This is a genomic window from Pauljensenia sp. C0170B5 (assembly GCF_056590195.1).
Map to the genome: position 1 here is coordinate 1 of NZ_JBWPVR010000014.1, position 11,909 is coordinate 11,909.

At 59.5% G+C, this 11,909-nt stretch carries 14 protein-coding genes; 6 read left to right on the plus strand and 8 right to left on the minus strand.

From position 1 onward, the window contains the following. Positions 1 to 229 precede the first annotated feature (229 nt). A complete protein-coding gene (locus AC1EJZ_RS10685) occupies positions 230 to 442 on the plus strand; it encodes an Rv0909 family putative TA system antitoxin (protein ID WP_058236220.1) in 213 nt (70 codons plus the stop codon). 43 nt (positions 443 to 485) lie between these two features. Next, positions 486 to 1,331 carry a 16S rRNA (cytidine(1402)-2'-O)-methyltransferase gene (gene rsmI, locus AC1EJZ_RS10690; protein ID WP_480294911.1) on the plus strand — a complete coding sequence of 282 codons (846 nt, stop codon included), beginning with the start codon at positions 486 to 488 and terminating at the stop codon, positions 1,329 to 1,331. 20 nt (positions 1,332 to 1,351) lie between these two features. Here rsmI and AC1EJZ_RS10695 read toward each other — a convergent pair whose 3' ends face one another. Then, positions 1,352 to 1,930, minus strand: coding sequence for an isochorismatase family protein (locus AC1EJZ_RS10695; protein WP_480294913.1), 579 nt, complete (start codon positions 1,928 to 1,930; stop codon positions 1,352 to 1,354). Between the two features lie 134 nt (positions 1,931 to 2,064). Between AC1EJZ_RS10695 and AC1EJZ_RS10700 the strand changes: the two genes are divergently transcribed. Then, on the plus strand, positions 2,065 to 3,000 hold the full coding sequence (locus tag AC1EJZ_RS10700) for an aldo/keto reductase (RefSeq protein WP_480294915.1): 936 nt from the start codon (positions 2,065 to 2,067) through the stop codon (positions 2,998 to 3,000). Between the two features lie 57 nt (positions 3,001 to 3,057). Continuing rightward, a complete protein-coding gene (gene metG / locus AC1EJZ_RS10705) occupies positions 3,058 to 4,863 on the plus strand; it encodes a methionine--tRNA ligase (protein ID WP_480294916.1) in 1,806 nt (601 codons plus the stop codon). Between the two features lie 13 nt (positions 4,864 to 4,876). Here the strand turns inward: metG and AC1EJZ_RS10710 are convergent, their stop codons facing one another. Further along, a complete protein-coding gene (locus AC1EJZ_RS10710) occupies positions 4,877 to 5,179 on the minus strand; it encodes a hypothetical protein (protein ID WP_285016112.1) in 303 nt (100 codons plus the stop codon). A gap of 10 nt (positions 5,180 to 5,189) precedes the next feature. Then, positions 5,190 to 6,569, minus strand: coding sequence for a PspC domain-containing protein (locus AC1EJZ_RS10715; protein ID WP_058236214.1), 1,380 nt, complete (start codon positions 6,567 to 6,569; stop codon positions 5,190 to 5,192). A gap of 113 nt (positions 6,570 to 6,682) precedes the next feature. On the opposite strand from AC1EJZ_RS10715, the gene AC1EJZ_RS10720 reads away from it, so the two are divergent. Both AC1EJZ_RS10720 and AC1EJZ_RS10725 read left to right on the plus strand, forming a co-directional pair. Next, positions 6,683 to 7,978 carry a PspC domain-containing protein gene (locus tag AC1EJZ_RS10720; RefSeq protein ID WP_480294919.1) on the plus strand — a complete coding sequence of 432 codons (1,296 nt, stop codon included), beginning with the start codon at positions 6,683 to 6,685 and terminating at the stop codon, positions 7,976 to 7,978. A gap of 13 nt (positions 7,979 to 7,991) precedes the next feature. Continuing rightward, positions 7,992 to 8,642 carry a LuxR C-terminal-related transcriptional regulator gene (locus tag AC1EJZ_RS10725; RefSeq protein WP_092648235.1) on the plus strand — a complete coding sequence of 217 codons (651 nt, stop codon included), beginning with the start codon at positions 7,992 to 7,994 and terminating at the stop codon, positions 8,640 to 8,642. A gap of 7 nt (positions 8,643 to 8,649) precedes the next feature. Here AC1EJZ_RS10725 and AC1EJZ_RS10730 read toward each other — a convergent pair whose 3' ends face one another. From AC1EJZ_RS10730 to AC1EJZ_RS10750, 5 genes are read right to left on the minus strand one after another with little or no spacing between them, the layout of a single operon-like run. After that, on the minus strand, positions 8,650 to 9,438 hold the full coding sequence (locus tag AC1EJZ_RS10730) for a hypothetical protein (protein WP_480294920.1): 789 nt from the start codon (positions 9,436 to 9,438) through the stop codon (positions 8,650 to 8,652). 4 nt (positions 9,439 to 9,442) lie between these two features. Continuing rightward, complete coding sequence (locus AC1EJZ_RS10735; protein ID WP_480294921.1) at positions 9,443 to 9,973, minus strand: hypothetical protein; 531 nt, start codon at positions 9,971 to 9,973, stop codon at positions 9,443 to 9,445. A gap of 5 nt (positions 9,974 to 9,978) precedes the next feature. Next, complete coding sequence (locus tag AC1EJZ_RS10740; RefSeq protein WP_480294922.1) at positions 9,979 to 10,389, minus strand: hypothetical protein; 411 nt, start codon at positions 10,387 to 10,389, stop codon at positions 9,979 to 9,981. Positions 10,390 to 10,431: 42 nt separating this feature from the next. Continuing rightward, complete coding sequence (locus AC1EJZ_RS10745; RefSeq protein WP_070726226.1) at positions 10,432 to 11,562, minus strand: hypothetical protein; 1,131 nt, start codon at positions 11,560 to 11,562, stop codon at positions 10,432 to 10,434. A gap of 15 nt (positions 11,563 to 11,577) precedes the next feature. Then, a complete protein-coding gene (locus AC1EJZ_RS10750; protein ID WP_070726223.1) occupies positions 11,578 to 11,859 on the minus strand; it encodes a hypothetical protein in 282 nt (93 codons plus the stop codon). Positions 11,860 to 11,909 lie beyond the last annotated feature (50 nt).

An 11,909-nucleotide genomic window follows, 5' to 3' on the forward strand; every position in this document is an offset into this window, starting at 1 on the left:
AGTAAGACACTGCCGCAATCAACCGTGAGTTGGGGGTGGGGTACAGGCCTGGAGACAGGCACGTACCCCACCCCCCCTTTTTACGCGCACACGCAAGCCCGCACACCCAGCGGGGCCGACCGACCGGATACCCAGTCAACCAGCATTTCATGTTTCACATCACATACGCCGCGGCGAATAGCTATTATGAGATCGGCATTAAGGCCACCGACAACGAATGGAGACAGACATGAACTTTGACGATCTGAAGAACAAGGCGACCGACGCGGTGCAGAACTCCGGCAAGGCAGACGATGTGCTGAACAACGTGTCGGAATCAGCCAAGAACGCCACCGACCACAAGTACGACGATAAGATCGACTCAGCGCGCGACGCGATCTCCAGCAAGATCGGTCACAAAGACGAAGCTGGCGCCGAGGATCCCCAGGCAGAAGCCAAGTAAGAACTTCATGTCATAATTCGAGCTGGTAGGGCAGAATGGTCTCGTGAATGAGAACCAGTCCCTACCAGCTTCGTGCATTATTGTGGCCGCAACACCGATCGGCGATGTCAACGACGCGTCGCCTCGGCTGTGCACAGCCCTCCAGCAGGCAGATGTCGTTGCCGCCGAAGACACGCGCCGAGTCCGTGCATTGGCCTCGCGCCTCGGTGTCCACATTGCAGGATCCATCCTCGCCCTCCACGACCACAACGAGGGCGAGCGCGCGGGCGCACTCATCAGCCAGGCAAAATCAGGTGCACGCATCCTCGTCGTCTCCGATGCCGGCATGCCGACAGTCTCCGATCCGGGCTATCGCATCGTTCACGGAGCTATTGACGAGGGAGTACGCGTCACCGCCCTGCCAGGCCCTTCCGCTCCAGTAACGGCCCTCGCTGTGTCGGGTCTGCCATCAGACCGCTTCGCCTTTGAAGGATTCCTGCCACGCAAACAGGGAGAAGCTGAGCGCACACTCAAGGAACTGGCACGCGACCCGCATACTCTGATTTTCTTCGAATCACCGCGCCGGGTTCATGCCACGCTGTCGTTGATGTCTGAGCACTTCGGTGGCGCCAGGCGCGCGGTCGTGTGCCGAGAGCTGACCAAAGTGCACGAAGAAATCATGCGCGGAACCCTGGCGGAACTGGTCGACGCTACGCAGGGCGACGTGCTCGGCGAGATCACCATTGTCGTTCAAGGCGCCACTCAGAGCGTGAACGCGCGTGACCATGTGCAGGCCGTCCTCGCCCTTGTTAACGAAGGTATGCGCCTGAAAGACGCTGCCGCTCAGGTCGCGGAAGCAACGGGTGCGCGTCGCAATGATCTGTACCGGGAAGCGCTGAAAGCTCGGTAGGAGGCCGCGCGGCGACGCGGCTAGAACGTCGCAGCAGTGGATGCGAGCTGCTGCACGCCCTCGTCGTTCATGCGTTCACGAGCCTTGACACCAAGCTCTTCGCTCACCGGCGCCGTCAAATCTGAAAACACGCGAACCGTGAACTGCTCACGAACCGCATCGATTGCCGTATCGCACACGCAATGAGACTCAGCCAGTCCCACCACATCCACGTCAGTGATCCCCGCGTGGTGAAGTGCGTCGGCCAGGGTGGTGCCATCGTCTGCGACACCCTCGAACCCTGAATAAGCAGCCTCGTACTGGCCCTTCTTGACGGCAATGTCGACGGGAACATCACTGAGTGCTTGGTGGACTTCCGCATTCGGTGTGCCGGCAACACCGTGAGGCGGCCACGAGTCGACGAAATCCGGCTCGTCGGAAAAATGCGCACCTGGGTCAATGTGCCAGTCCTGGGTGGTCGCAATGAGGTCGTACGCATCCGGGTGGCTGCTCACAAAAACGGCGATACGCTGCGCAACCGCGTTGCCGCCCTCGACTCCGAGTTCACCGCCTTCGCAGAATGTCGGTTGGACATCGACGATGATGAGCGCGCGGGACACGATTCCTCCTCATGATTCGGTGCATATGCGCACCTTTGTGGGTTGGTCTTAACTGTAGATGTACGGCAGCGAAAGTGCGAACCGACAGGCATGAAGCGCGTGCGAATATGTCTCCTCTTGCTTAGGCTGAAGATATGAAACTTGGTGACAGGCATTGGGATATTTCAGGTGTCGCGCTGGGCGGCAACACCTTCGGGTGGACCGCCGATGAGGCGATGACCTCCGACATTTTGGACGCGTACGCCGATCTGGGCGGAACGCTCGTCGACACCGCCGACGTCTACTCTGCATGGGTGGATGGTCACGAGGGAGGCGAATCCGAACTGGCCATGAAGCCGTGGCTTGCACGCCCCGGCAACCGCGACCGCCTGCTGATTGCCACCAAAGTTGGATCCAAGGACTCCCGCAAGGGATTGCGACCGGAGAACATTCACGCTGCCGTGGAAGAATCGTGCGAACGCCTGGGCATTGGCACGATCGACCTGTACTACGCACACTTCGACGAACCCGACGTTCCCATTGATGAGGTCGCCAGCGCGTTTCATGACCTGGTTGAACAAGGCACCATCCGTGAAATCGGAATGTCCAACCTGGAGCCGGATCGCCTGCGCGCATGGTGCAACGCCGCGCGCGAACATGGCTACCACATGCCGATCGCCCTGCAGCCGCACTTCAATGTCGTACACCGAGCCGAATTTGAATCAGAGCGCCTTGACATTGCGCGCGAATGGAACCTGGGTGTCTTCCCTTATTTCTCGCTGGCTTCCGGTTTCCTGACCGGTAAGTATCACCGCGGCGACAAGCTGGAAGGCGACCGAGCCGGAATGGTGGCTCCGTACGTGTCCGCTCAGGCGTTCGACGTGGTTGACGCGGTGACGCGCATTGCCCGCGATAAGGATGTGGCACCGGCTGCTGTCGCCCTCGCCTGGCTGATCGCGCAGCCCACCATTGCTGCACCGCTCGCCTCGGCACGTAACCTCGGGCAGCTCGAAGGCATCATGCAGGCCAGCTCCGTGGAGTTGAGCCAGGAGGAGATTGACGAACTGACGCGCCTGTCGGATGGGCTTTAGGTCACGACCGGCCCCGGCCCGTTCCTCACAGGCGGAAAATCAGTCTAGGCTAAGGGTATGAGTCGTATTCTGTCTGCCGTCGCGTGGCCCTACGCTAACGGGCCGCGCCACATTGGTCATGTTGCTGGTTTCGGTGTTCCCTCTGACGTGTTCTCCCGCTATATGCGAATGGCGGGGCACGACGTCCTGATGGTGTCGGGAACGGACGAGCACGGCACACCGATCCTGGTGGCGGCTGACCAGGAACACGTCACCGCCCGCGAACTTGCCGACCGCAATAACCGCCTGATTGTCGAAGACCTGCAGGCACTGGGCCTGTCCTACGACCTGTTTACGCGCACCACCACCGGTAATCACTACAACGTTGTGCGCGCCATGTTTGAGGTTGTCCGAGACAACGGCTACATGCTGGTGGAAACCACGCGAGGCGCAATCTCTCCCTCGACGGGACGCACCTTGCCGGACCGTTACATCGAGGGCACGTGCCCACTGTGTGGGGCCGAGGGAGCGCGCGGCGACCAGTGCGACAACTGCGGCAACCAGCTTGACCCGACAGATCTGATCAACCCGCATTCACGCATTAACGGTGAGACACCTGAGTTCGTCTCCACGGACCACTACTTCCTCGACTTGCCCTCCCTGGCCGCTGCGTTGTCGAAGTGGCTGGATGAGCGTGAAGAGTCCGGCACGTGGCGTCCGAACGTCATCAAGTTCTCTCAGAACTTCCTCAAGGAAATCCGGCCGCGTGCCATGACTCGCGACATTGACTGGGGAATCCCGGTTCCAGGGTGGGAAGACCAGCCCTCCAAGCGCCTGTACGTCTGGTTTGACGCGGTCGTCGGCTACCTGTCCGCATCGATCGAGTGGGCGCGCCGAAGCGGCGATCCTGACGCGTGGCGCAAATGGTGGAACGACCCGGAGGCGCTGTCCTACTACTTCATGGGCAAGGACAACATTGTCTTCCACTCGCAGATCTGGCCGGCTGAACTGCTCGGATACAACGGTGAAGGTGCGAAGGGTGGCGAGCCGGGTGACCTCGGGCATTTGAACCTGCCCACAGAAGTGGTCTCGTCTGAGTTCCTCACCATGGAAGGCAAGAAGTTTGCCTCCTCACGCGGCATTGTCATCTACGTGCGAGACATGCTCAGCCGCTACCAGCCTGACGCGCTGCGTTATTTCATCAGCGCGGCCGGCCCGGAAACATCCGACGCGGACTTCACGTGGACGGAGTTCGTGCGCCGAACCAATTCGGAGCTGGTGGCAGGGTGGGGCAACCTGGTCAACCGCACCGCATCGATGATCCACAAGCGCTTTGGTGAAATCCCGCAGCCCGGTGAGCTCACCGACGATGATCGCGCATTGCTGGACGCAGTTGAAGCCGGCTTTGATGAGGTCGGCTCCCTGATCCGCACGCACCATCAAAAAGCCGCGCTGGGCCAGGCAATGCACCTGGTCGGCCTGGCGAACAAGTACGTGACTGATCAGGCGCCGTTCAAGTTGAAAGCTGAGGAAGAGCGCCCTCGTCTGGCAACAATCTTGTGGACACTGGCGCAGGTGGTGAGCGACCTGAACATTATGCTCAGCCCGTTCCTGCCGCACTCAGCCAACGACGTGGACACCGTGATGGGCGGAGAAGGCGCCATCGCCCCCATGCCGCGCATCGATGAGGTTGAAGATCTGGACGTGACGAACGAGGATGGCTCACCGCGACGCTACCCGATTCTGACCGGCGACTACACGCATGTTCCTGAGTGGAAGCGCCATGATATTGAGGTCGGCCGTCCGATCGCCAAACCCGCGCCCGTCTTCCGTAAGCTTGACGACGCCATTGTCGACGAGGAGCTGGAGCGGGCTCAGGCCTGACAGTGCCGCGTAGCTAGCGGCCCTCTTTACGTGCCGTGACTACTGCCGCGACGATCAGTCCCAGGCCCAGCAGGATCAGTGATCCGATGAGCAGGATTGACATGTTGACCGTGGAATGAATTCCCACGATGAACACGAGGACTCCTGTCATGATGATAATTGCCGCCCAGATGAGCTGCCCAACGTTGACGGATGGAGGTGGCGGGGGCGGCAACGCGGGTGCCGCAGGATTTTCGCCTTGCTCGGCAGAGCGCCAGTCCGCGCTGTCGGGCAGCGCCTCAGTGTCGGTCTTCTCTGGTGTTGATTCGTCGCTCATTGCTGCATCCTTATCCATTGCTGCGTGAAGATGATTGAGCAGTGTCTCCTGACTGTGCGCCGCTTTGAGACAGGTCGCCGCTCTGGATCGTGTCACCGGAGATATCTGCAGGCGCAGACTCGATGATGGTGACGCTGCCGTACACATTGGTGATTTCCAGGTTGATCCCGTGCTCAGGAGACCAAAAATCATTGCGGAATGCCAGTTCCTCTGACACGAACTGCACTTCCGGAATCCATGGGCTGGACACCCGGCCTCCTTGTGCATCCAGCCAGTAGTCCGAGCGGATCAGACCGACCGAGCTATACAGATGAAACCCCACCGGCTGATTTTGACGCATCACGATCGTCACATCGCCACCAATATCGTCCAGACGGATCGTCTTGAGCGCATCTGCCGGCGCCTGCGAAAGATCCAGAGTGATTGAACCAGTGTCGGATAATTGCGTCGCAGTCCAGTCGTATGTCACGGCCGTGTCTGCCTCTGCCATACCCGGTTCTTCGCTCTCCAGGGTCTGCAGGTATTGCTCCTGCTCGTATTCGGCGTAGCCCACAGCCAGCACAAGTGGAGAGCATACTGCCACAAGAACGGACAGGCAGATCAGCCATGGCGCGCGACGCCCTCGAAAAGCCGTGAACGCAAGGACTATGCCGAGCCCCACGAGAACGCTCGCTGTCAGAACCACGAACACGCGTACCGCATCCACGCCGCCCAGACCTTCCTGAACGACCAACGCGCACGCTGCTGCAAGAGCAAGGACAATGAGGCCGGTAATGGCCAGGTTCGCCGGCATCGGCACAGAGGGCGAGGCCGGTCGCTGCGCAGGTGGCACCGTCCACGGATTGTTCGGCGTGCCGGTGGCAGGAGATGGTGTTGGCGCACTCACAGGCCGAGGAGCGCTGGCGGGGACATAGCTGGATGGTGGCACATGTGGTAGCGCGCCTTTCTGATGGTTACGCGTGTACTGCACCGCACCGGCAATCGCCATAATGGTCAGGATGATCGCGCCAAGAATGACGAGTGGGTAGATCCACGGCACTGCAGCACTGGAAGCCAGTCCGACCAGAGTTGTCACCAGTGCGCCCGCAAACCCCACATCGAATGTGCCGAATCGGATCAGCTGTTCACAGTGAATACGGCCGTCGCGGTACTCAGGCAGGAAAGCCCATGCCAGTCCATAGGCAGGCAAGATGAAAACGGAACACAGCAATCCCAGAACAATCGCCATTGCTCGCACGAATGCCAGATTCCAGCCAGTGCGCGCAGACATGCCGGCGCATACGCCTCCGACCAGGCGATCCTCACCGCGAAACCAGCCTGACCGACGGATGGAATCGAAAAACGATGAGGACCCGGGATCGGTGAAGGGTGTGCCTGCTGAATAACTCATGAAACTACTGTGGCAGACTGAGTCGTTCACATCCATCGGGGAGAGCCCTGATTCCCCCCTGAAAAGAAGCTGAGAATCACGGTCCGGAGCGGTTTTGATGCCAAGATAGAACAGTGACAGCAGCCAATCGTGAGCGCGACAACGGGTGGATTCCGCCTGCCCGCCATGACTCCTCACGTCCACCGCTGATCCGCGCCACACATTCCTCACAGGCCATGCCGCGTCCGATCCTGGCCGGCGTCTGCTCCGGCATTAGCGTCCATATCGGATTACATGTATGGACCGTCCGCGCGATCTGCCTGTTGTTGTGCACGGTGGGAATCGGTATTCTCCTGTACGTCTGGTTCGCCGTCACCATGCAGGTGGACCGCGGCAGGCGCACAAGCCGATCAGATGGCGCGCTCGCCACCCCTTTGACGCGATCGACCTTTTCAGCCCGATCCAAAGGCGTATCCGCCCAGCTGCTTGCCGCCGGACTGATCGCGATCGGCCTCGCCACTGTTCTGGCGATCCTCGTGGTACTCAACGTCGCCCAGGCCGTTGACATCCCCGCCATACTCGCCTCCATCGTCGGACTGGCACTGGTGTGGAGCCAGAGCGCCTCGCGCCGCAAGAAACTCAGCGCGCTGAACATCGTACTGATCGCCGCCGGCGTCGCATTCTTCCTGCTCGGCATTTTCGCCCTGTTCTTCGGCAGCACGTCACGTTTCCTGGTGACTCGCTCCCTGTTCGTCGGCGTGGTGCTGATCGGTGGACTGATCTTCGCGATTGCTCCGCTGTGGCTGAGAGCCTCAACGAACCTGTCAGCGACACGTGAACAGCAGGTGCGCGACGCCGAACGCGCAGATATTGCCGCTCACCTGCACGATTCAGTCCTGCAGACGCTGACACTGATACGCGCTCACGCCCAGGATCCGACCCGCGTCTCAGCATTGGCGCTGCGTCAGGAACGCGAACTGCGATCCTGGCTGTACACGGGTCACCACGAAGTGTCCGACTCCTTTGCCGCAGCTCTTCGCGAGTCCGTTGAGAACGTCGAATCCCGCTACGGCGTCCCGATCGAGGTAGTAAGCGTGGGAGATTGCGTGCCCACCGTTCAGGCCCTCGCCCTGGTTGCCGCCACCACCGAGGCCGCCACGAACGCTGTACGTCATGGTCGCCCACCGGTCACCATCTACGCGGAAGTCGGCTCAATCAGCCTTGATGTCTACGTGAAAGACCAGGGCGAGGGCTTCGACGTGGACACAATCCCTGACGATCGCCACGGCATCCGACACTCCATCATCGGCAGAATCGACCGGGTTGGCGGCACGGTGACGATCCGTCGCCTATCATCTGGTACCGAGATCCACATGAGTGTCCCCATCGACGAGGGCGACGCTGCGCCTTCGGAGACCACTGAAAACTGAGAGGGAAGAACTGGTGAGTATTCGCATCGTCGTCATCGATGACCATCCTCTGGTGAGAGCAGGTGTGCGCTCCGAACTGGAAGAATCGGGCGCTGACCTGACCGTGGTGGGCCAGGCCGCTGATGTGGACGGCGCTGTTGCGGCCTGCCGTGATCTGCAGCCTGACGTGGCACTGCTGGATGTCCACTTGCCGGGCGGGCAGGGTGGTGGTGGCGCGGAAGTCGTGGCGCGTTGCGCAGATATCCCGCGGGTGCGCTTCCTGGCACTGTCGGTGTCAGATTCGCCCGAGGATGTGGTGAGCGTGATCAGAGCAGGCGCTCGCGGATATGTCACAAAGTCGATTTCACCTGGCGACCTGCTGGAAGCCATTAAACGCGTTGCGAGCGGGGACGCGGCATTTTCGCCCCGCCTGGCAGGTTTCGTACTTGACGCGTTCGGCACGCGTGAGGTGGCGGTCCACGAGGACGAACTGGATCTGCTTTCAGCGCGCGAGCAGGAAGTCATGCGCTTGATTGCGCGTGGCTACACGTACAAGGAAGTTGCAGCCGAGCTGTTTATCTCGGTGAAAACTGTCGAGACACACGTGTCAGCGGTGTTGCGCAAACTGCAGTTGTCGAACCGCAATGAACTGACCCGGTGGGCGGCTCAGCGTCACTTGATCTGACTAGTGGCTACGCGAAAAGCCACTGCGTGATGGTTGCCCACACGGGTGGGGCAGTGGTGGGGTCCACGAAAAGTGCGGGTTCCGACAGGCCAAGCTCGGCCTGTGCCTCCTCAGGCACGACGACAATGGCATACAGGCACGAAGGGACACCCAGCGTGATGATCATGTCTGTCGTTTCCCATTGGCGCACTCCTGCGGTGCTGAGATCCTCCCCACCGTCGTTCATTGCGGCAAGTGTGTCAGTTGTCAGCAAGTTCAGAGTCCACTGGCCAGACTGGAGCTCGCGCGCCAGCATGCTGTCATCTCCTCCAGCCTGAGCAGCACCTTTCAGCACCTGGTCGCACCGAGTGCTGTCTGCTGAGTACAGCCCTTCCAGCAGCTCCACACTCATCAGGATCGGCCCCTCGTGAACAGAGGGGCGAGGCATAAGGTCGAGGAACTGTCCGACAACGGATGGAAGCTCTTCCGGGGGCAGAGCATAGAGGTGAACGCCGTCGTTGCTGTGCTTGGCGATCGTTGTTGATCTGGAGCTGATCCACGCTTCAACGGCCTGGGCTGAATGGGGGCGAACGTCGAGAGCCTGGAATCGAGAGCGCACCGAGTACGCTGCGTTGAGTGCCTCCAGAGCTGTGGGGGTCGGGTCGCCCGATTCGTCAAGGATATGAGCGTCCACCAGTGAATGATGAACAGCATCTGACAGTGGCTCGCCATTGATGATGAAGGATGTCAGTTCGTTCCATTCGTCTTCCGATATGACGAGGACGGGTCCTCCAGCGGTAGCCTGCACAGTTGCCATGAAACTATCCTTCGCGTGAGTGGTCGGTTGGCGCGGCCGGCATCGCCTCAAGGCTTGCACCAACGTTTTCGAAAAGTTCGTAGTGTGCGCCGTAGTCGCGGGTCGCGCACGACAGCGTTGCCGTGTAACCGCGCGGCTGGTCTGGATCGAGCCACGTGAACTGACGTATCGTGATGGATTCGTCATCGAGGATGTAGCACCCCAGGCGCGCGAAACCCTTCCATTTTTGCGTGGCGACTTCAGACAGGTCCAGCAGGACGAACCCTGGGATTTCGTTGAGCAATGCGTGCGTGGTGGTGTCTCGCCACTCCAGGTCGCCTAGGTCGTTGGGAACCGACGCGACGGTGATGACCAGGTTCGGTGCGTATACGCCACCGCCGCTGTTCTGCGTCTGCGCAGCGATGCAGTCGATTGCCGAGTCATTTCCCTGAGACTGTGAACCCGCCGGGTTGTCGGGTTTCAATTGCGTCCACCCCTCTGGAAGGAGGGCGCTGACGACATGCCCGTGAACTGTTGGAGAGCTGTCAGATGTCATGCCACTCATTGTGCATCGCTCCTTTGAGCATCGGTACCGGACTCAGTGGTGTGATCCACGCGCGAGGCTTTCAGAGCGCGCTGCTGTTCGTGCCATTCGGGATACATCTGTTTGGGAAGATCAAAGTTAAAGAAACTGAGAATGACGCCAATCATGGGAATAAAAATCAATGCCAGCATGAGTGCGGATAGCGGTTTGGAAAGTTGACTATCTGGCAGATTGCCTGTGAGTGCCAGAACTATAGAACCAGCGAAGAAGAAAAGAGCGATCGAAGGCTCGCCAAGGGCTATTGAGTTCTTAGAACCAAGCCACTGCGCCTGCTTGCGGAAAAAACGCCCTGGCCATGTGTCAGTGAACATAGCTAAAGCCCACATCACAGCCATCAGGATCCCAAAAATACATCCCAAGGCAATCAAGCCAGGATCCTCCTTTCAAATAGCCCGTCGTCACTCATGAGTTCAGTGGAATAGTTTGGAGACCAGTGACAGTGCACTGTCTCCCACCGCATCCCCAAACTTCGATGCCGCAAATCCTCCGATTGCACCGCCGATGAGGCTGCCCGCGAGAATTCCAACGGGTCCACCGAACGCTGCTCCGAACATACCGCCGATCTTCGCGCCAGCCGTAGCTCCAGCCCAGCTGCTGACACCACTGACAGCGGCGCGCGTACCGGCACGCGCGATACGCTCGCCTTCACCCATCTGAGGATTATGGGCATCGGCTTGATATTGCTCGTACCCCTTCAGTCCGGCACTGAGGACATTCATGCCCCTGCCGACCCACTTGGTGGCAGGATGCGAAAGAATTTTCGAGGCGCCCTTCGAAATCTTCGCAGCGGTACTTCCTGCCTGACCCGACTTTGCCATCCAGTTCTTCGCTTTGGTCATGGATGAAAGCCGCTCGAACGTGCCCATGCTCTTGGGGGAGACGAACTTGCCACCTGCCCCGCGTGGCGCGAAACGGAATTTTGAGTCCATCGGCAGCCACTGTGCGGCTTTACCAAGGTTCTTGGCGCGCGAGAAAGCCCAGGGTGCCAGAGCCAGCCCAAGACCTGGTGGGAAACGGCTCTTAATGAATTCTTCGAGCAAACTGAGCTGGTCTTCGCACGCACTATCCATTGTCTCGTGCGCTTCCTGCTCACTTTGACGCAGTTGGTAAGCAGTTTCACCCGCGGCGTTGTACGCCGTGACTTTCCTGTTGTACTCAGCAATTTCAGCGGGACTGGGGTCGCCAACGGGCGGAGTTGGTTCGTTGATCACGTCGCCCGTGACGATCAGACCATTGCCGGATGCTGTGCTTCGTGCTTGAGCAAAATCGTTGCGAATTCCTCTGATAGTGCCAGAAAACGTTGTCAGTGCTGTTGTGAATCTGCCCAGGGAATTTGCGCACTCGAGCAGAGAATCTATCGCTGTGCTGATCTTGTTGACAGACGCGTCATGTGTTTCGCCCTCCAGAGCATCACTGGTGGAGCGACGAACGTCCGAAAGGTTATCGACGTAGTTATCCAGCGAGTCTTTTGCTGCGCTCAGCGATGCGACAGATGAATCTATCTGCGACGGATCGGCTTCGACGCTGGTGTCAATTGCCATCTCAGTCTCATTCCCTTAGGGCTGCTGTGTATAGGTTGAGGAAAATTGGCCTTGGTGTGTGGTGTCAACCTGGGTGAACGTCTTGATCGCCGTGTCCATGCCGGACGCGAACGTCTCGACCTGCTTGCCTGCTGCGGCGATGCTTTCCTGTAATGCAGTTGTGAAGGATGAACAGGCAGCGGCCGAACGCCCCGTTCCCTGTGGTGCGTTAAGCGTGACGCTGCGGATACTTGCGGCGGTTGAATGTGCCTCGCTGGCAGCCTTATGCGCCTCAGCGGTGTCTACTACCAGACTCATACTTAGAGGCTACAGCGGGGTATTCGATCTTTCAATGGTGTGACTTAAAC

Coding starts and splice junctions, on each gene's coding strand:
- AC1EJZ_RS10715 (WP_058236214.1), bottom strand. CDS start 6,569: ATGAGTTATTCAGCAGGCACACCCTTCACCGATCCCGGGTCCTCATCG.
- AC1EJZ_RS10745 (WP_070726226.1), bottom strand. CDS start 11,562: ATGGCAATTGACACCAGCGTCGAAGCCGATCCGTCGCAGATAGATTCA.
- AC1EJZ_RS10730 (WP_480294920.1), bottom strand. CDS start 9,438: ATGGCAACTGTGCAGGCTACCGCTGGAGGACCCGTCCTCGTCATATCG.
- metG (WP_480294916.1), top strand. CDS start 3,058: ATGAGTCGTATTCTGTCTGCCGTCGCGTGGCCCTACGCTAACGGGCCG.
- AC1EJZ_RS10750 (WP_070726223.1), bottom strand. CDS start 11,859: ATGAGTCTGGTAGTAGACACCGCTGAGGCGCATAAGGCTGCCAGCGAG.
- AC1EJZ_RS10735 (WP_480294921.1), bottom strand. CDS start 9,973: ATGACATCTGACAGCTCTCCAACAGTTCACGGGCATGTCGTCAGCGCC.
- AC1EJZ_RS10700 (WP_480294915.1), top strand. CDS start 2,065: ATGAAACTTGGTGACAGGCATTGGGATATTTCAGGTGTCGCGCTGGGC.
- AC1EJZ_RS10710 (WP_285016112.1), bottom strand. CDS start 5,179: ATGAGCGACGAATCAACACCAGAGAAGACCGACACTGAGGCGCTGCCC.
- AC1EJZ_RS10685 (WP_058236220.1), top strand. CDS start 230: ATGAACTTTGACGATCTGAAGAACAAGGCGACCGACGCGGTGCAGAAC.